The sequence below is a fragment of the Mycobacterium sp. NGS67 genome (assembly GCF_059812185.1).
Genome location: NZ_JCALCF010000007.1, coordinates 52,164 through 70,061 on the forward strand (window position 1 = coordinate 52,164; position 17,898 = coordinate 70,061).

At 67.5% G+C, this 17,898-nt stretch carries 16 protein-coding genes; 11 read left to right on the forward strand and 5 right to left on the reverse strand.

Translation table 11 applies throughout. The features are described from left to right. The first annotated feature begins 8 nt into the window (after positions 1 to 8). Together AC5Y4D_RS08230 and AC5Y4D_RS08235 are read left to right on the forward strand one after the other, a co-directional pair. A complete protein-coding gene (locus AC5Y4D_RS08230; protein ID WP_499991933.1) occupies positions 9 to 839 on the forward strand; it encodes an SDR family NAD(P)-dependent oxidoreductase in 831 nt (276 codons plus the stop codon). Beyond that, positions 836 to 1,642 carry a lysophospholipid acyltransferase family protein gene (locus AC5Y4D_RS08235; RefSeq protein ID WP_499991935.1) on the forward strand — a complete coding sequence of 269 codons (807 nt, stop codon included), beginning with the start codon at positions 836 to 838 and terminating at the stop codon, positions 1,640 to 1,642. Before AC5Y4D_RS08230 ends, AC5Y4D_RS08235 begins: the two co-directional genes overlap by 4 nt. 129 nt (positions 1,643 to 1,771) lie before the next feature. Here AC5Y4D_RS08235 and AC5Y4D_RS08240 read toward each other — a convergent pair whose 3' ends face one another. Next, complete coding sequence (locus AC5Y4D_RS08240; RefSeq protein ID WP_036352919.1) at positions 1,772 to 2,080, reverse strand: WhiB family transcriptional regulator; 309 nt, start codon at positions 2,078 to 2,080, stop codon at positions 1,772 to 1,774. Positions 2,081 to 2,957: 877 nt separating this feature from the next. Here AC5Y4D_RS08240 and AC5Y4D_RS08245 point away from each other — a divergent pair. The 3 genes from AC5Y4D_RS08245 to AC5Y4D_RS08255 all read left to right on the forward strand — a co-directional run bounded on the left by AC5Y4D_RS08245 (position 2,958) and on the right by AC5Y4D_RS08255 (position 5,390). Next, positions 2,958 to 3,755, forward strand: a complete 798-nt coding sequence (locus tag AC5Y4D_RS08245) for a hypothetical protein (protein ID WP_499991977.1) — start codon at positions 2,958 to 2,960, stop codon at positions 3,753 to 3,755. Positions 3,756 to 3,832: 77 nt separating this feature from the next. Further along, positions 3,833 to 4,408 carry an ECF RNA polymerase sigma factor SigD gene (sigD, locus tag AC5Y4D_RS08250; protein WP_499941551.1) on the forward strand — a complete coding sequence of 192 codons (576 nt, stop codon included), beginning with the start codon at positions 3,833 to 3,835 and terminating at the stop codon, positions 4,406 to 4,408. After that, entirely contained in the window at positions 4,401 to 5,390 is a 990-nt protein-coding gene (locus AC5Y4D_RS08255) for an anti-sigma-D factor RsdA (RefSeq protein WP_499991936.1), read from the forward strand. The genes sigD and AC5Y4D_RS08255 overlap by 8 nt, the downstream gene beginning before the upstream one ends. A 2-nt stretch (positions 5,391 to 5,392) precedes the next feature. Here the strand turns inward: AC5Y4D_RS08255 and AC5Y4D_RS08260 are convergent, their stop codons facing one another. Then, entirely contained in the window at positions 5,393 to 5,806 is a 414-nt protein-coding gene (locus AC5Y4D_RS08260; protein WP_499941554.1) for a DUF5319 domain-containing protein, read from the reverse strand. Positions 5,807 to 5,959: 153 nt separating this feature from the next. Here AC5Y4D_RS08260 and guaB point away from each other — a divergent pair, with 153 nt between their 5' ends. The 3 genes from guaB to AC5Y4D_RS08275 all read left to right on the forward strand — a co-directional run bounded on the left by guaB (position 5,960) and on the right by AC5Y4D_RS08275 (position 10,516). Beyond that, positions 5,960 to 7,549, forward strand: a complete 1,590-nt coding sequence (gene guaB / locus AC5Y4D_RS08265) for an IMP dehydrogenase (protein ID WP_499941556.1) — start codon at positions 5,960 to 5,962, stop codon at positions 7,547 to 7,549. Between the two features lie 14 nt (positions 7,550 to 7,563). Then, on the forward strand, positions 7,564 to 8,691 hold the full coding sequence (locus AC5Y4D_RS08270) for a GuaB3 family IMP dehydrogenase-related protein (protein ID WP_499941882.1): 1,128 nt from the start codon (positions 7,564 to 7,566) through the stop codon (positions 8,689 to 8,691). A gap of 88 nt (positions 8,692 to 8,779) precedes the next feature. Then, positions 8,780 to 10,516, forward strand: coding sequence for a GMC oxidoreductase (locus AC5Y4D_RS08275; protein ID WP_500036933.1), 1,737 nt, complete (start codon positions 8,780 to 8,782; stop codon positions 10,514 to 10,516). A gap of 1 nt (position 10,517) precedes the next feature. Here the strand turns inward: AC5Y4D_RS08275 and AC5Y4D_RS08280 are convergent, their stop codons facing one another. Further along, positions 10,518 to 11,417 carry a TauD/TfdA dioxygenase family protein gene (locus AC5Y4D_RS08280; RefSeq protein WP_500036934.1) on the reverse strand — a complete coding sequence of 300 codons (900 nt, stop codon included), beginning with the start codon at positions 11,415 to 11,417 and terminating at the stop codon, positions 10,518 to 10,520. A gap of 94 nt (positions 11,418 to 11,511) precedes the next feature. On the opposite strand from AC5Y4D_RS08280, the gene AC5Y4D_RS08285 reads away from it, so the two are divergent. Beyond that, positions 11,512 to 12,081, forward strand: a complete 570-nt coding sequence (locus AC5Y4D_RS08285) for a TetR/AcrR family transcriptional regulator (RefSeq protein WP_499941561.1) — start codon at positions 11,512 to 11,514, stop codon at positions 12,079 to 12,081. A gap of 25 nt (positions 12,082 to 12,106) precedes the next feature. Here AC5Y4D_RS08285 and AC5Y4D_RS08290 read toward each other — a convergent pair whose 3' ends face one another. Both AC5Y4D_RS08290 and AC5Y4D_RS08295 read right to left on the reverse strand, forming a co-directional pair. Beyond that, positions 12,107 to 14,476, reverse strand: coding sequence for a glycoside hydrolase family 65 protein (locus AC5Y4D_RS08290; RefSeq protein ID WP_499941563.1), 2,370 nt, complete (start codon positions 14,474 to 14,476; stop codon positions 12,107 to 12,109). Further along, a complete protein-coding gene (locus AC5Y4D_RS08295; protein WP_499941565.1) occupies positions 14,473 to 15,270 on the reverse strand; it encodes a beta-phosphoglucomutase family hydrolase in 798 nt (265 codons plus the stop codon). The genes AC5Y4D_RS08290 and AC5Y4D_RS08295 overlap by 4 nt, the downstream gene beginning before the upstream one ends. 79 nt (positions 15,271 to 15,349) lie before the next feature. Between AC5Y4D_RS08295 and guaA the strand changes: the two genes are divergently transcribed. Then, complete coding sequence (gene guaA, locus AC5Y4D_RS08300) at positions 15,350 to 16,915, forward strand: glutamine-hydrolyzing GMP synthase (protein WP_499941567.1); 1,566 nt, start codon at positions 15,350 to 15,352, stop codon at positions 16,913 to 16,915. A 40-nt stretch (positions 16,916 to 16,955) separates the two neighbouring features. After that, entirely contained in the window at positions 16,956 to 17,882 is a 927-nt protein-coding gene (locus AC5Y4D_RS08305) for a phytanoyl-CoA dioxygenase family protein (protein ID WP_499941568.1), read from the forward strand. The last annotated feature ends 16 nt before the right edge of the window (positions 17,883 to 17,898 follow it).

Here is a 17,898-nt window from a genome sequence, read left to right on the forward strand (position 1 = left end):
TACGACAAATGACCAACGAACTTGCCGACAAAGTAGCCATCGTCACCGGCGGTGCGCGCGGAATCGGCGCCGCCACCGTGCGGCACTTCCTTGCCGAAGGCGCCGGGGTCGTCGTCGCCGACGTCGACCGGGAACGGGGCGAGGCGATCGCCGCTGAAGGGGGCTCCGACTGCGCGTTCCAGTACGCCGACGTGTCCAGCGCTCAAGACCTGACGGGCCTGGTTGCGTTCGCCGTCAACAACTTCGGCGGCCTCGACATCATGTTCAACAACGCCGGCGTTTCCGGACGGATGGTGCCCAGCCTGCTCGACGAGGACTTCGAGGACTTCGACCGAGTGGTCCGGGTCGACCTGCTCGGTGTCATGCTCGGCACCCAGATCGCCGCCCGACACATGAAGGATCACGGTGGCGGCTCGGTGATCAACACGACCTCGATCGGCGGACTGGATGCCGGCCGCACCGTGCTGAGCTACCGCGCCGCCAAGGCGGGCGTCGTGCACTTCACCAAGTGCGCGGCCATCGATCTCGCCGAACACGGCGTGCGCGTCAACTGCATTGCGCCGGGCGGTATTCCGACCCCACTGCTGTCGGTTGCGACCGGTTATGCCGAGCAGGGTGCCGACGAGGTGACGCAGGCGATCCGCGCGATCATGGCGCAGGACCGTCCGCTCAACCGCACGGGGACGGCCGAGGACATCGCCAACGCCGCGATCTTCCTGGGCAGCGACCGGTCCCGTTACATCACCGGCGTCGTCTTGCCGGTCGACGGCGGCATGACCGCTGGCAACCCCCGCAATGGGCTGCCTACCATCCTCGCCGATGCGGCGCGATCCGCATGAGCGTCGCCGAGCTCGCGACAACCGAAGTCGCGCAATGGGATTCGGAGTTCACCGCGCAGTTCAAAGACAAACTGCACCCCTGGGTCAAACGCTGGTTCCGGCCGCAAGTGCGGGGGATGGAACGGGTCCCCGATGGCCCGTGCCTGGTCGTGTCCAATCACTCCGGGGGGATGTTCACTCCCGATCCGTTGATCTTCGGCGCGGCGTTCTACGAGATGTTCGGCTACGACCGCCCGATGTACACGCTGGCACACAACACCGTGCTGATGGGGCCGCTGGAAAGGAGCATGCTGCGCATCGGTGTCATCCACGCCAGCCCCGAAAATGCCTCCGAAGCACTGCAATCCGGTGCGATCGTGCTGGTGTTTCCCGGCGGGGACTTCGACTCCTACCGGCCCACCAGTCAGTCGAACGTCGTCGACTTCAACGGCCGGACGGGTTACATCACCGCCGCGCTGGAGGCCGGGGTCCCGATTGTGCCCACCGTGTCGATCGGCGCGCAGGAGAGTCAGTTGTTCTTGACCCGGGGCACCGGGCTGGCGAAGAAGCTGGGACTGGACAAGCGGCTGCGGCTGAAGATCCTGCCGATCAGCATCGGATTTCCGTTCGGGGTCAGTATGATCCTGCCGCCGAATCTGCCGTTGCCGACCAAGATCACCACCGCGGTACTCGAGCCGATCGACATCCCCGCGGCGTTCGGCCGCGATCCCGATGTAGACGAGGTCGACCGCCATATCCGCTCGGTGATGCAACAGGCGCTCGACGGACTCGCCGCCCAGCGGCGGTTCCCGATCCTGGGCTGAACGGCGATCGCGGCGTGAAATCTGCGCTGCGATCGCGATTCACTCTCCGCGCTGAGTCGACGAAGATGCAGAACACAAACGCAGGCCCGGGGGCATCAAGCACCCCGGGCCTGCGTCGTCCAGCAGCAATCAGGCCGAGCGGCGGATACCGCGACCCCGCCCGATGGATCCTTTGAGCAGCATGTCCCGCTCGGATTCCGAGAGGCCGCCCCACACGCCGTAGGGTTCACCGACGTCCAGAGCGTGCGTGCGGCACTCGTCGATCACCGGGCAACGCCGGCACATCTCTTTTGCGCGCTGCTCGCGCTGCATCCGGGCCCGGCCACGCTCCCCGTCGGGATGGAAGAACATCGATGAGTCGACGCCGCGGCACAACCCCTGCAACTGCCAGTTCCAGATGTCGGCGTTGGGCCCAGGTAGCTGTTCCGGCTGTGGCATTGCTGATTCCCTTCCTCTGCACCGGCCCACCTGCTCGAGGGCCAAAAACTCCTGAATAAGACGAGTTGTGCAACTGAATTGGCAGTGGCGTCACCGATGACTACACCGAACACGGTAGACGCTAGGTGTGCTATCGAATTTCCGTCAATAGGTACGGGATGTGGCGAAAAACCGACTCTTTGTAGCAGAATTAACTCCGCGTTCATCTGTAGCGCTATAGCTGAAGGCTAGATGTGCTAACCGGACGCCATCGATTTACGGTTTGCCCAGTTCAGAGGCCTGCTGTAAGCAACCCGTAATTGGCGTATGGCGCACTCTGAGTAATCTTCCGGTAACCCCTAGAGCACAAACTTTTTACGACTTACGCGCAGCCATCACGGTGATTGAAACCGGTTGCAGTTGTCCGCCGGTGCGCGACCCGACGGCTGGGCGCTTGCCCGCTCGGCCCGTCACGCTGGCGTGACGCTCGGCGCCGAATGCCACGCTGGCGTGACGCTGGGCGAGCCTGCAGTACCCGACGGGCTGGGCGCTTGCTTGCTCGGCCCGTCACGCTGGCGTGACGCTCGGCGCCGAATGCCACGCTGGCGTGACGTTCGGCGAGCCTGCAGTCCGAGGGTTGGGCGCTTGCATGCTCGGCCCGTCACGCTGGCGTGACGCTCGGCGTCGAATGCCACGCTGGCGTGACGTTCGGCGAGCCTGCAGTACCCGACGGGCTGGGCGCTTGCTTGCTCGGCCCGTCACGCTGGCGTGACGCTCGGCGCCGAATGCCACGCTGGCGTGACGCTCGGCGAGCCTGCAGTCCAAGAAGCCGGGCGGCCGCGGTCCGCCGCGCAGCGCTGGTGACAATAGCCCCGTGGATGCAGCGCAGGACACGACGCTGGCCGAGGCCGCGTTCGGGAACAGCCCCGCGACCTGGCCGCTGCCGACGGCTACCACCCCGCGACAACTGTGGCTGCGCGCCGTCGCCGCCGGTGGACAGGGCAGGTACAGCAGCGCCTATGCCGATCTCGCACTGCTGCGCCGTCAGGTCAAGGCCGGCCCCCTGGCCTCGCTGGCGCTCAGCACGCACGGCTCGTTTCTGCGCCAGCTCGGCTGGCACGCCCTGGCCCGGGGTTGGGATGGTCGAGCCTTCGCATTGGCGGGTGCGGATCCCGAAGCCCGCGCCGATGCGCTGGTCGGCCTGGCCGCCGACGCGTTGGGTATCGGACGCTTCGCGGCAGCAGCGGGATTTCTCAGCCGCGCGGACGCGGCCATGGATAACGCCGAACTGCCGATCCCGGTGGCCGACCGGCTGGCGGTGCGCCGAGGATGGGTGGGTGCCGAGCTGGCGATGGCCTCCGGCGACGGCGACACCGCTGTCCGGCGCGCAGAGGACGCCGTCGCCAGGGCCCGGGCCGGCGTCTCGGCGCGCCACCGGGTCAAAAGCGACGTGGTCCTGGCGGCCGCGCTGTGCAGCGCGGGGGACGTCGAGCGGGCGCGCGCCGTGGCGCACGCGGCACTGCAGGCCACCGAACCGCTGGGTTTGATACCGCTGCGGTGGGCGCTGGCCAGCTTGCTGGTCGATACCGGAAGCGTCACGGTTGGAGCACAAGGGCTGCCGGAATGGACCGAAATTCGGGATATTTGCGCAGGTGAAGTACAACGCGCCGGTGGGATCTGGCGTACCGCTCGATAGCCCGTCCGCCCGATAGCTTCGATCAGCGAGTTAGCCCGGTATGTGTCCGGTTCGTGACTTTGGAGAAACCACCGTCGATGACAATGCAGGGAGAACGTCTCGACGTCGTGGTTGCGGAAGCCGCGGCAGGGGACCGGAATGCATTGCGGGAGGTGCTGGAGACCATCCGTCCGATCGTCGTCCGATATTGCCGAGCGCGGGTCGGCACGGTCGAACGGGGTGGCCTGTCAGCAGATGACGTGGCGCAGGAGGTGTGCTTGGCGACCATCACGGCGCTGCCGCGCTACCGAGACCGAGGACGACCGTTCCTGGCCTTCCTGTACGGCATCGCAGCACACAAAGTCGCGGACGCCCATCGTGCCGCCGGCCGCGACCTCGCCTATCCGGCCGAAGAGGTCCCCGAGCGGCGGTCCCACGACGCCGGTCCGGAACAGATGGCCATCGAAGCCGATTCGGTGACCCGGATGAACGAATTGCTCGAGATCCTTCCGGCCAAGCAACGCGAGATCCTGATTCTGCGCGTCGTCGTCGGGCTGAGCGCCGAGGAGACCGCTGCGGCGGTCGGAAGCACCACGGGAGCGGTCCGGGTAGCCCAGCACCGCGCCCTTCAACGGTTGAGAGACGAAATCGTCGCGGCAGGTGAATATGCGTAACTCTGATTCCGATGCCCGCCGGGGCCGACCCGCCCTGGACGAGGTGACCCACACCGACTTGCTGCTCGATGCGCTGGCGGCGCGTACCGAAGACCACTTCGTCCATCCGGCAAACTTCGAAGACGAAGCGCTTGCCCTCTTGCTGGGTAATTGGCGCGATGACCTGCGCTGGCCACCGGCGAGCGCGCTGGTGTCCCAGGACGAAGCCGAAGACGCGCTGCGGGAGGGGATGTTGCGGCCCCGCCGGCGACGCAGCGGCCTGGCCGCGGTGGGTTCGGTGGCCGCGACCCTGCTGGCGCTCAGCGGGTTCGGTGCGGTGGTCGCCGACGCCAAACCGGGCGACTTCCTCTACGGGCTGCACGCGATGATGTTCAACGAACCCAGGGTCAGTGACGACCAGATCGAGTTGTCCGCCAAGGCCGATCTGGCCAAAGTCGAGCAGATGATCGCCCAGGGTCAATGGGATCAGGCGCAGACGCAGTTGGCCGAGGTCAGCACCACTGTGCAAGGTGTCAACGACGGCAGCCGCCGGAAGGGTCTGCTGGCGGAGGTGAACCAGCTCAACACCAAGGTGGAAAAGCGCGACCCGACGGCGAGCGCGGAGCTGGCCGTGCCGCGCGCCCCGGCCGTGTCGTCGGCGCCGCCCTCGGCTCCGGTCCCACAGTCGCCGCCGTCGGCTCCGGTCCCACAGTCGCCGCCGTCCGCGATCCAGGCTCCGTCGGAGCTACCGGAGTCCACCGGCCCGGTCGCGTCACCAACGGCGACCCCGTCGACCGCCACGACCCCGCCCAGTCCCGTCCCGACCACGACGACCACCAAACCCAACACCACGACCACCACCACGACGGCACCCAGCACACCCGCGGCAGCGCCCGGCGTACCCGCGTCGCCGACGCAGCAGACACCGTCAGGCGAATCGTGGGACAGGACAACGGGACAGCCCAGGCCGAGAACATCGTTCCCAACAGGCGAAGCGCCGTAGGTCTAGAGGTGGCGGCGGAATCCGTCGGCGTCTGACGTCGCTTCGTTGAGCGAGGCGTCAGCGTATCCGCGGCAGTAATCCCACGTGACGTAGGCGTCCGGTTCGGGGTCGTAAGCCGGCTCGTGCGGGCGGACGGTGCCGTCGATCAGCAGCTGCAGCAAGTTGGCGCGCAGCATGTCCCAGTCGTGATAGTGATCCTGCTGGCATTCGTCGCAGCACACCACGAGTCCGCGGATTCCCTTGTGGGCCAGCAGTGCTTCGTAGACGGCCAAGTCGGCCAGGTCGGCTTCGACGGCCATCCGCTCCTGTTGGTCGAGCGGCTGACCGGGCTCGACGGCATCCAGAGCAGCCGACGGGTCCAATGGGTCGTCGGCGAAGGGATCGGGCGGCAAACCCGGCGGGAGGTGGTCGCGCACCCCCATAGCCTACGCAGCACGGCAGTGATAACGCCAGAAATTGCCGACGCGCGCCGCCGGTGGCGCGCCGCGCAGAAGCCGTGAGCCGGACAGCGTCTGGGAGCCGATAGGATTATGTTTTCCAACCCAGCATGCATATGGAGGGCCTCGCCGATGTCCCGTGGCATGTCCGGCCTCGAAGACAGCTCCGACCTGGTCGGCAGCTCCTACGTGCGGGTCGGCGGGCTGTCCGAGGAGTCGGTACCGACCGGCGGCGACGACCCGCACAAGATCGCGATGCTGGGACTGACGTTCGACGACGTCCTGCTGCTGCCGGCCGCCTCGGATGTGGTGCCCGCCACCGCCGACACCGCCAGCCAGCTCACCAAGCGGATCCGGCTCAAGGTGCCGCTGGTCAGCTCCGCGATGGACACCGTCACCGAGTCGCGCATGGCGATCGCCATGGCCCGCGCCGGCGGCATGGGTGTGCTGCACCGCAACCTGCCGGTCGCCGAGCAGGCCGGGCAGGTCGAGATGGTCAAACGCTCCGAGGCCGGCATGGTCACCGACCCGGTCACCTGCCGCCCCGACAACACGCTGGCCCAGGTAGACGCGCTGTGCGCGAGGTTCCGGATCTCGGGTCTGCCGGTCGTCGACGACGACGGCGCCCTCGTCGGGATCATCACCAACCGCGACATGCGCTTCGAGGTCGACCAGAACAAGCAGGTCGCCGAAGTGATGACCAAGTCGCCGCTGATCACCGCCCAGGAGGGTGTCAGCGCGTCGGCGGCGCTGGGCCTGTTGCGCCGCAACAAGATCGAGAAGCTGCCGATCGTCGACGGCCGCGGCCGGCTGACCGGGCTGATCACCGTCAAGGACTTCGTCAAAACCGAGCAACACCCGCTGGCCACCAAGGACAGCGACGGCCGATTGCTGGTCGGGGCGGCCGTCGGGGTCGGCGGCGACGCCTGGGTACGGGCGATGATGCTGGTCGACGCCGGAGTGGACGTGCTGGTGGTGGACACCGCGCACGCGCACAACCGCCTGGTGCTGGACATGGTGAACAAGCTCAAACTCGAGGTCGGTGAACGGGTCGAGGTGGTCGGCGGCAACGTCGCGACCCGCTCGGCGGCCGCGGCGCTGGTCGACGCCGGTGCCGACGCGGTGAAGGTCGGCGTGGGCCCGGGTTCGATCTGCACCACCCGGGTGGTCGCCGGGGTCGGGGCCCCACAAATCACGGCGATTCTGGAGGCGGTCGCGGTGTGCGCCCCGGCGGGTGTGCCGGTGATCGCCGACGGCGGGCTGCAGTATTCCGGCGACATCGCCAAGGCGCTGGCCGCCGGCGCGTCGACCGCCATGCTGGGCTCACTGTTGGCCGGCACAGCAGAGGCGCCCGGCGAGCTGATCTTCGTCAACGGCAAGCAGTACAAGAGCTACCGCGGCATGGGGTCGTTGGGCGCCATGCAGGGTCGCGGCGGTGGCAAGTCGTACTCCAAGGACCGCTACTTCGCCGACGACGCGCTCTCCGAGGACAAGCTGGTGCCCGAGGGCATCGAGGGACGGGTACCGTTCCGAGGTCCGCTGGCGTCGGTGATCCACCAGCTGACCGGCGGGTTGCGCGCGGCGATGGGTTACACCGGCTCGCCGTCCATCGAGGTGCTGCAGCAGGCGCAGTTCGTCCGGATCACACCGGCGGGCCTGAAGGAAAGCCACCCGCACGACGTCGCGATGACGGTCGAAGCGCCCAATTACTACGCGCGGTGAACAGCGAATTGGCCATGGTCGAAATCGGCATGGGCCGCAACGCCCGTCGCACCTATGAACTCAGTGAGATCAACATCGTGCCGTCGCGGCGCACCCGATCGTCGCAGGACGTCTCCACCGCCTGGCAACTGGACGCCTACCGCTTCGAGATCCCGGTGCTGGCCCACCCCACCGACGCCCTGGTATCTCCGGAGTTCGCCATCGAGCTGGGCCGGCTGGGCGGTCTGGGGGTGCTCAACGGCGAGGGGCTGATCGGCCGGCATGCCGACGTGCAGGCCAAGGTCGCTCAGCTGGTCGAGGCCGCCAGCAAGGAACCCGAACCGTCGGCGGCGATCCGGTTGCTGCAGGAGCTGCACGCGGCCCCGCTGAATCCCGAACTGCTCGGCGCCGCGGTGGCCCGCATCCGGGAGGCCGGGGTGACGACTGCGGTGCGGGTCAGCCCGCAGAACGCGCAGGCGCTGACGCCGGTGCTGGTGCAGGCCGGGGTGGACCTGCTGGTCATCCAGGGCACCATCGTCTCGGCCGAGCGGGTGGCGCGCGACGGTGAGCCGCTGAACCTGAAGAGCTTCATCTCCGAACTCGACATCCCGGTGGTCGCCGGCGGGGTGCAGGACCACCGCACCGCGCTGCACCTGATGCGGACCGGTGCGGCCGGGGTGATCGTCGGCTACGGCGCCACCCGCGGTGTGACCACCACCGACGAGGTGCTGGGCATCAGCGTGTCGATGGCCACCGCGATCGCCGACGCCGCGGCCGCGCGGCGCGAATACCTCGACGAGACCGGCGGGCGCTACGTGCACGTGCTGGCCGACGGTGACATCCACAATTCCGGCGAGTTGGCCAAGGCGATCGCGTGCGGCGCCGACGCGGTGGTGCTGGGCACCCCGCTGGCCGAGGCCGCCGAGGCGCTGGGAGAGGGCTGGTTCTGGCCGTCGGCCGCGGCGCACCCGTCGTTGCCGCGCGGGGCGCTGCTGCAGATCGCGCTGGGCGAACGGCCGCCGCTGGAGCGGGTCCTCAACGGCCCGTCGGATGACCCGTTCGGCACCCTGAACCTGGTCGGCGGGCTGCGTCGGGCGATGGCCAAAGCCGGGTACTGCGATCTCAAAGAGTTTCAGAAAGTCGGCCTGACCGTCGCCAGCTAGTTGGCGCGGGCCGCGAGCAGACGCAGAATCGCGCTCCTGCCATGGGATTTGTGCGATTCTGCGTCTGCTCGCCGTAGGCTATGCAGCCATGAAACCGGATTACGACGTCCTGATCATCGGTTCGGGTTTTGGCGGCAGCGTCAGCGCGCTGCGCCTGACGGAGAAGGGCTACCGGGTCGGTGTGCTCGAAGCCGGCCGCCGCTACGAAGACGACCGGTTCGCGAAAACCTCGTGGGACCTGCGTAAATTCCTTTGGGCGCCGAGGCTCGGCTGCTACGGCATCCAGCGCATCCACCCGCTGAAGAACGTGCTGATCCTGGCGGGCGCCGGCGTCGGTGGCGGCTCGCTGAACTACGCCAACACCCTCTACATCCCGCCGGAGCCGTTCTTCAACGACCAGCAGTGGAAGCACATCACCGACTGGCGCGACGAACTGATGCCGCACTACGAGCAAGCCCAGCGGATGCTGGGCGTCGTCTACAACCCGACGTTCACCGACGCCGACCGCATCGTCAAAGAGGTCGCCGAGGAGATGGGTTGCGGCGACACCTGGGTGCCCACCCCGGTCGGGGTGTTCTTCGGCGCCGACGGGCAGAAGACGCCGGGCGTGACGGTGCCCGACCCGTACTTCGGCGGTGCCGGCCCGGCGCGCACCGGATGCCTGGAGTGCGGGTGCTGCATGACCGGCTGCCGATACGGCGCCAAGAACACGCTGTTGAAGAACTATCTCGCGTTGGCGGAATCGGCTGGGGCCGAAGTGATTCCGATGACGACGGTGAAAGGGTTCGAACAGCGCGCCGACGGGCTGTGGGAGGTCAAGACGGTGCGCACCGGCAGTTGGCTGCGCCGCGACCGCCGCACCTACACCGCGGCGAATTTGATCCTGGCCGCCGGCACCTGGGGCACCCAGCATCTGTTGTTCAACATGCGCGACAAGGGCAAGCTACCGCGGCTCTCCGAAAAGCTGGGCGTGCTGACCCGGACCAACTCCGAGTCGATCGTCGGCGCGGCGACACTGAGCGTGAACCCGGAGCTGGATCTGACGCACGGGGTGGCGATCACCTCGTCGATCCATCCGACCTCGGACACCCACGTCGAACCGGTCCGGTACGGCAAGGGCTCCAACGCGATGGGGTTGCTGCAGACGTTGATGACCGACGGGACCGGGCCGGAGGGGACCGACGTGCCGCGCTGGCGGCAGTTGCTGGACCAAGCCGGCGAGGATCCGCGGAAGATGCTGCGGCTGCTCTACCCCAAGCAGTGGAGTGAACGCACCATGATCGCGTTGGTGATGCAGCACCTGGACAACTCGATCACCACGTTCACCAAGCGGGGCAAGCTGGGCATCCGCTGGTTCTCCAGCAAGCAGGGCCACGGCGAGCCCAACCCCAGCTGGATCCCGGTCGGCAACCAGGTGACCCGGCGCATCGCCGAGAAGATCGACGGCGTGGCCGGCGGCACCTGGGGCGAGCTGTTCAACATTCCGCTGACCGCCCACTTCCTGGGCGGCGCGGCAATCGGCGACAGCCCTTCCAACGGAGTCATCGACCCGTATCACCGCGTCTACGGCTACCCGACGATGTTCGTCGTCGACGGCGCAGCGATCTCGGCGAACCTGGGCGTCAACCCGTCGCTGTCGATCACCGCCCAAGCCGAGCGGGCCGCGTCGCTGTGGCCGAACAAGGGCCAGGACGACCTGCGGCCGCTGCAGGGTGACGACTACCGCCGGCTCGACCCGATCGAGCCCGAGCACCCGGTGGTGCCGGCCGACGCGCCGGGCGCGCTGCGCTGGCTGCCGATCGAGCCGGTCACCAAGACGGGCTGACTCAGCCGGCCAGCGCCAGCGGCGCCCCGCTGACCACCCGGCTGCGCTGCCCGTGCACGTCGACGGGCACATCGCCCATCAGGGTGACGCGGTGCATCAGCCGGTGTTGGTTGTCGTAGTCGTCTACGGCCCGGTGTTGGGTGGCCCGGTTGTCCCAGATGGCGACGTCACCGGGCGCCCAGTTCCACCGAATGGTGTTCTCGGGCACGGTGATTCGGCGCTGCAATAGTTCGAATAGCGCGTTGGATTCCTGGCTGTCCAGGCCGACGAAGTTGCGGACGAAGTCACCGGCGACCAGGGTGTGTTCACCGGTTTCGGGGTGCACACGCACCACCGGGTGCTCAGTGCGGTAGTCCGGCTTCTCGAACACCTCCCGGAACGCCCGCTGCGCGTCGGTCGTCGGTTCGGTGTTGACTGCCCTATCCAGATAGTCGTAGCGGTTGGTGTGCAACGCCCACAGGTTGTCGACCAGACACTTCAGCGGCTCGGGCAATGCGGCGTAGGCGGTTGCGGTGTTGGCCCACAACGTCGAGCCGCCGTAGCTGGGCAGCGTGACCGCGCGCAGGATCGAGGCCGCGGGGTAGTTGGCGGCGAAGGTGACATCGGTGTGCCAGCGGTTGGCCTTGCCGAACTCGGAGTTGATCGGGGTGATGACCGGCGCGTCCGGCGCGAACGCGACGGCCGCCGGGTGGCCGATCGGGGTGCCGAGCAGTGCGGCGAAGGCGAGTTGCCGGGCGTCGTCCAGCTGGTGCTGGTCGCGGAAGAAGATGACCTTGTGGGTCAGCAGCGCGTCGCGGATCTCTTCGACCGCGGCGTCGGGCAGATCGCCGTCCAGGCGCACGCCGGCGATTTCGGCGCCGATGCGGCTGCCCAGTTTCTGCACTGTCATCTGGTTGGTCATGGTGGCCGTCCTCTACAAGGAAGTGTAGTCATCTGACTACACAAGGCAGAGTGTAGTCGGCTGACTATGCGACGGCAAGGGCTAATGTAGACGCGTGACTACACGGTCGGCCGGCACTTCGCGCGGCCCGATTCCCACCGGAAAGGAAGAGGTGGCCGCGGCGGTCTTGCGGGCCGCCGCCGACCTGTTCGCCGAGCGCGGCCCGGCGGCAACGTCGATCCGCGACATTGCTGCCCGGTCAAAAGTCAACCACGGCTTGGTGTTTCGTCACTTCGGCGCCAAGGAACGGTTGGTCGGGGCCGTGCTGGACTATCTGGGCGCCAACCTGACCGAACTGCTCGCGTCCGACGCCTCCCCCGAGGTGGTGGAGAAGGCGATGGACCGCCAGATGCGGGTGTGGGCACGGGCGCTGCTCGACGGCTACCCGGCACAGCAGTTGCAGACCCGTTTCCCCAACATCGCCCCGCTGCTCGAAGATGTGCTGACCCGCTTCGAAGATCACCCGACAGCCCGGCTGGCAGTCGCCAATGCCCTTGCGCTGCAGATGGGTTGGCGGTTGTTCGAACCGATGCTGCGTACCGCGACGGGTCTCGAGGAGTTGCCCGAGGCCGATCTGCGTCAGGCGGTGCTCGCCGAGGCCGCCCGGATGATGGAACCCGACTGAGGCTGATTGGGATTGTTGCGGCGGCTCAATCCGACGCCCGCGCCAGGGACCGCCGGCGCAACGGGTCGCGCCCCGGCGGTTGCGGCGGCGGCGGCAGCAACGCCTTGCGCTCCCGCGCCGGGAAGGTCGCTGATTCTTCGGTGTTGAGGGTGACCTCCTCACCGGCGTGCTTAATGATCAACTCGGTGCGTGGTCCGTCGCGCAACGTGTAGCACACGTTTTCATGATCGGTGTCGACGGTCAGCCGGAAACCCTTCCAGCGCAACCGGAATCGCAATCGTGAGATGCCGTCGGGCAATTGCGGGTCCAGCGACAGTACATTCTCGTCGTCGCGCAACCCACCGAAACCCACGACCAGCGCCATCCACGCCCCGGCCAGCGAAGCCATGTGCAGGCCGTCGCGGGTGTTCTCGTGCAGGTCGCGCAGATCGATCAGCGCGGCCTCGTAGGCGTAGTCGTGGGCCAGCTCCAAGTGCCCGACCTCGGCGCACATCACCGCCTGGGAGCAGGCCGACAGCGACGAGTCGCGCACCGTGCGGCGCTCGTAGTAGTCGACGTTGCGAGCCTTCTGCTCCGGGGTGAAGGCGCTGCTCTGCCACTGCATGGCCAGCACCAGGTCGGCCTGCTTGATCACCTGTGCGGGATAGAGCTTCACGTACGGTTCGTGCAGCAGCAGCGGGTAGGTGGTGTTCGTCTCGAAGTCCCATTCGGCGAAGGTGGTAAACCCTTCGCACTGCTGATGGACGCCCAGTTCCTCGTCGTAAGGGATGTTCACCGAGTCGGCCGCGTCGCGCCAGGCGGCCATCTCCTCGGTGGTGACCCCCATCCCGCCCGCCTTGTCGGGGTGGCGCTTGGCGGCGTCGGCGGCGATGCGCAGATTGTTGGCTGCCATCAAGTTGGTGAAGACGTTGTCGCGCACGATCGCGGTGTACTCGTCGGGACCGGTGACCCCGTCGAGGTGCCAGACGCCGTTACGGTCGTGGTGTCCCAGCGACATCCACAGTCGGGCGGTTTCGATCAGCACCGGCAGACCGCATTCCTCTTCCAGCGAGTCGTCGCCGGTGATGACCCGGTAGCGGTCGAAGGCGATCGCGATGTCGGCGTTGATGTGCCAGGCCGCCGTGCCGGCCGGCCAGTACGCCGAGCATTCCTGACCGCGAATGGTGCGCCACGGGAAAGCCGCGCCGTCCAGGCCGAGTTCGGCGGCGCGCTCCTTGGCCAGGTCCAGCGTGGAGGCTCGCCACCGTAAGGCGTCGGCGACCGCGTGCGGGGCGGTGTAGGTGAGTACCGGTAGCACGAAAGCCTCGGTGTCCCAGAAGGCGTGGCCGTCGTAACCGGTTCCGGTGAGCCCCTTGCTGGGGATGGCCCGCCGCTCGGCGCGGGCGCTGGCTTGCAACAGATGAAACATCCCGAACCGCACCGCCTGCTGACTCTCCGGGTCGCCTTCGACTTCCACGTCGGCGGCGTCCCAGAACAGGTCCAGGTAGGCACGTTGCCCGTCTACCAGACCCTGCCAACCGCTGTAGCGCGCGCTGGTCAACGCCGCGGCGGCCTGGTCGCGCAGCGCCGGCCGCGACCGCAGGCTCGACCAACCGTAGGCCAGGTACTTGACGATGCGCAGCTTCTGCCCGGGGCGCAGACCACAGATGAACGTGATGCGGGCCAGGTCCGGTCGGGCGTCGGTGGTGACCTCGTAGCGTCCCTCGACCTCGATCTCATGGTCCATGGCGGCCGCCATCATCAGCGCGCTGCTGCGCGTCCGGTGCATGAGAATTGCTCGGCAGTCCTTGCTTTCGTGGTCGACGGCCTCCAGCGGATTCTCCAGGATGGCCGCCACCCGCGGGTCGTCGGAGGTCTGCGGCTGATCCTCGTTGGTGACCAGTTCGGACTGCACCGTCACGCGGGAGAAGTCGTCGATGGCCTCGACCACGTACTCGATGGCTGCCACACTGCGGTGCACCAGCGAGACCAGCCGGGTGGAGGTCACCTCGACCTGCTTGCCGGTGGGGGAGCGCCAGCGCGCGCAGCGGGTCATCGTGCCGGCACGCAAGTCGAGAATCCGTTCGTGGTCCAGTAATTCGCCGTAGCGGACGTCGAAGGGCTCGTCGTCGACCATCAGCCGGATGATCTTGCCGTTCGTGACGTCGACGACGGTCTGCCCGCCCTCGGGGTATCCGTATCCCGCCTCGGCGTACGGCAGCGGCCGGATCTCGTAGAAGGAATTCAGATAGGTGCCCGGCAGACCGTAGGGCTCCCCCTCGTCGAGGTTGCCGCGCAATCCGATGTGCCCGTTGGACAAGGCGAACACCGACTCCGACTGGGCCAGCACGTTCAGGTTGAGTTGGGTCTCACGAATCTGCCACGGCTCGACGGGGAAGGATTCCTGGGAAATCACGACTGTTCCCCGTCGTCGTCGAGAAGCTCGGCCAGATCGGTCACCACCACGTCGGCGCCGTTGCGACGCAGGTCTTCGGCCTGGCCCACCCGGTCGACACCGACCACGATGCCGAAGTTACCGGCCCGCCCGGCCTGCACACCGGAAATCGCGTCCTCGAACACCGCCGCCGCTTCGGGTTCGACCTCGAGCAACTCCGCCCCGCGCAGGTAGGGATCCGGGGCGGGTTTGCCGGTGATGTTCTCCTCCCGCAACGTGACACCGTCCACCCGTTTTTCGACGAACCGGTCCAGTCCGGTGATCTCCAGAACATCGCGGGTGTTGGCACTCGACGACACCACCGCGATGGCCAGGCCGGCTTCGGCTGCCGCCTCCAGGTAGCGCCGCGATCCTTCGAAGACCTTGACGCCGTCCTCGTGCAGCACCTTCTGGAACATGTCGTTCTTGCGGGTGCCCAGCCCGTGCACCGTGTCCTTGTCGCCCGGATCATCGGGATCACCGTCGGGTAAGTCGATGTCGCGGCTCTCCAGGAACGAGCGCACCCCGTCCTCGCGCTTCTTGCCGTCCACGTACTGGCGGTAGTCGGACTCCGGATCGAAGGGCACGAACTCCTCGCCCTCGCGTTCGGCCCGTTCGGAGAGGAAAGCATCGAACATCTGCTTCCACGCCTTGGTGTGCACACCCGCGGTATCGGTGAGCACCCCGTCGAGGTCGAACAAACACGCACGCACCTTGTCGGGCAGACCCAGCACGGGAACCTCACTTTCGCAGGAATCGGCGCCAGCAGTTCGCATCCTGTCGCGCAGTTCCGACAGTGCTTGCCGTCGTTGCCTCGCAGGGTGCCTACCCAAGCTCGGCCAACCACTAAACTCGGTGCCCGTGGAATCAGCCTCGCCGCGGCCCGTGTTGGTGGTCGACTTCGGTGCACAGTACGCCCAGTTGATCGCCCGCAGGGTCCGCGAAGCACGGGTATTTTCCGAGGTCGTCCCTCATACCGCCACGATCGAGGAGATCCGGGACCGGGATCCGCTGGCGGTGGTGCTTTCCGGCGGGCCGTCCAGCGTTTACGTCGAGGGCGCCCCGCAACTGGATCCGGCGCTGTTCGACATCGGGGTGCCGGTATTCGGGATCTGCTACGGGTTTCAGGCCATGGCGGCCGCGCTCGGCGGCACCGTCGCCCGCACCGGCACCAGCGAGTTCGGCCGCACCGAACTGAAAGTCCTTGGTGGTCAACTACATTCGGATCTGCCTGCGGTGCAGCCGGTATGGATGAGCCACGGTGACGCGGTCACCGCGGCGCCGGAGGGATTCGACGTGGTGGCCAGCAGCGCCGGCGCGGCGGTGGCGGCGTTCGAGTCCCGGGAGCGTCGTCTGGCCGGCGTGCAGTACCACCCGGAGGTCATGCACACGCCGCACGGCCAGCAGGTGCTCAGCCGGTTCCTGCACGAGTTCGCCGGGATCGGCTCGGAATGGACGCCCGCCAACATCGCCATTGCATTGGTCGAGCAGGTGCGCGCGCAGATTGGCGAGGGTCACGCGATCTGCGGCCTGTCCGGTGGGGTGGATTCCGCGGTGGCCGCCGCGCTGGTGCAGCGTGCCATCGGTGACCGCCTGACTTGTGTGTTCGTCGACCACGGGTTGCTGCGGGCCGGCGAGCGCGCGCAGGTGGAGCGCGATTTCGTCGCGGCCACCGGCGCCCATCTGGTCACCGTGGACGCCGCGCAAACCTTCCTGGATGCGTTGTCGGGGGTGCGCAACCCGGAGGGCAAACGCAAGATCATCGGCCGCCAGTTCATCCGGGCGTTCGAGGGCGCGGTGCTCGATGTCGTGAAAGAAGAGGACGCCGAGGTCGAGTTCCTGGTGCAGGGCACGCTGTATCCGGACGTGGTGGAATCCGGCGGCGGCAGTGGCACCGCGAACATCAAGAGCCACCACAACGTCGGTGGCCTGCCCGACGACCTGAAATTCAAGCTCGTCGAGCCGTTGCGGCTGCTGTTCAAAGACGAGGTGCGCGCGGTCGGACGGGAACTCGGCCTGCCCGAGGAAATCGTTGCGCGCCAACCGTTTCCGGGTCCGGGACTGGGCATCCGGATCGTCGGTGAGGTGACCGCCGAGCGGTTGGAGACGCTGCGGCGCGCCGACTCGATCGTGCGCGAGGAACTGACCGCGGCCGGCCTGGACCACCAGATCTGGCAGTGCCCGGTGGTGTTATTGTCCGACGTGCGCTCGGTGGGTGTGCAAGGCGACGGACGTACCTACGGGCATCCGATCGTGCTGCGTCCGGTGTCCAGCGAGGACGCCATGACCGCCGACTGGACCCGGGTGCCCTACGAGGTGCTCGAGCGGATCTCGACCCGGATCACCAACGAGGTTCGCGAAGTCAATCGGGTGGTACTGGACGTCACCAGCAAACCGCCCGGCACCATCGAGTGGGAGTAATCCGGCCGCTGCCGCCCGCGATGCGGGTTACGATGTCGCGATGATCGCTGCCCTTTCAGCTGCTCAGGCGGAGCGTCGCGAATTCTGGGGCGAGCTGTGCCCTGGGTTGTCGATCGAGTCGGGCAGACCCGGCGCACCGGCGACGGTCGGTCGGGTCGAGCCCCTGCTGGCCGATCTGAAGCGCGAGGGTTATGTGCAGGTACCCGGAGTGCTGTCGGAAGCGACCGTCGCACCCATCCGCGCGGCCGTGTCGACGCTGTCCCGGCACGGGATCCCGTTGGCGTTCGCGTTCGTCTACGACGAGTTGTGGCTGGCGTTTCAGGGACTGTCCGAGTTCCTGACCGGCGTGCTCGGCGCGGACTACTGGGCGCTGCCCGACTTCTGGGTCTGGCACGTCAACCCCAGCGAGAACTCCGTGGGTTGGGGTCCGCACCGCGACCGGTTGATGACCACGCTGGATCCCGACAACTCGCCGCACACCCTGACCGTGTGGTTGCCGTTCACCGACGCCACGCCGCTCAACGGATGCATGTACATGCTGCCCGCCCACCTCGACGACCGGTTCCGGCAACGTCGCTGGGACGGGGAGAACAACACCACCGTCTACAACCCGCAGGACATCCGGGCACTGCCGGCGACGGCGGGTTCGATGTTGGCCTGGAACCAGGCGGTGCTGCACTGGGGCGGGCGCGGCTGCCGGCTGGGAACCGAGGCGCGGATCAGCGCCGCCTTCGAGTTCCAGCGCGCCGACCGTGCGCCATTCAACAGCCCGTTGCTGGATCCGGCCCGGGTGCCGAGCTTCCAGGAGCGGCTCGGGCTGGTCGGCAAACAGGTCTTGCAGTATCGGCACATGTATCCGCTGTCCGACGACGTCGCGGCCATCGCCACCTCGCTTTTCCAGCGCTATATGCCGGGCGTCGCGTTGCCTTCCGGGTTTCCGGTGCCGACGGGCGTCGCAGCCATCTGATCGGGCGGCCCTACGC

What these genes read in the sequence shown, in the direction of transcription:
- AC5Y4D_RS08230 (WP_499991933.1), top strand. Translation starts at nt 9, where the DNA reads ATGACCAACGAACTTGCCGACAAAGTAGCCATCGTCACCGGCGGTGCG.
- AC5Y4D_RS08235 (WP_499991935.1), top strand. Translation starts at nt 836, where the DNA reads ATGAGCGTCGCCGAGCTCGCGACAACCGAAGTCGCGCAATGGGATTCG.
- AC5Y4D_RS08240 (WP_036352919.1), bottom strand. Translation starts at nt 2,080, where the DNA reads ATGCCACAGCCGGAACAGCTACCTGGGCCCAACGCCGACATCTGGAAC.
- sigD (WP_499941551.1), top strand. Translation starts at nt 3,833, where the DNA reads ATGACAATGCAGGGAGAACGTCTCGACGTCGTGGTTGCGGAAGCCGCG.
- AC5Y4D_RS08255 (WP_499991936.1), top strand. Translation starts at nt 4,401, where the DNA reads ATGCGTAACTCTGATTCCGATGCCCGCCGGGGCCGACCCGCCCTGGAC.
- guaB (WP_499941556.1), top strand. Translation starts at nt 5,960, where the DNA reads ATGTCCCGTGGCATGTCCGGCCTCGAAGACAGCTCCGACCTGGTCGGC.
- AC5Y4D_RS08270 (WP_499941882.1), top strand. Translation starts at nt 7,564, where the DNA reads ATGGTCGAAATCGGCATGGGCCGCAACGCCCGTCGCACCTATGAACTC.
- AC5Y4D_RS08275 (WP_500036933.1), top strand. Translation starts at nt 8,780, where the DNA reads ATGAAACCGGATTACGACGTCCTGATCATCGGTTCGGGTTTTGGCGGC.
- AC5Y4D_RS08280 (WP_500036934.1), bottom strand. Translation starts at nt 11,417, where the DNA reads ATGACCAACCAGATGACAGTGCAGAAACTGGGCAGCCGCATCGGCGCC.
- AC5Y4D_RS08295 (WP_499941565.1), bottom strand. Translation starts at nt 15,270, where the DNA reads ATGCGAACTGCTGGCGCCGATTCCTGCGAAAGTGAGGTTCCCGTGCTG.
- AC5Y4D_RS08305 (WP_499941568.1), top strand. Translation starts at nt 16,956, where the DNA reads ATGATCGCTGCCCTTTCAGCTGCTCAGGCGGAGCGTCGCGAATTCTGG.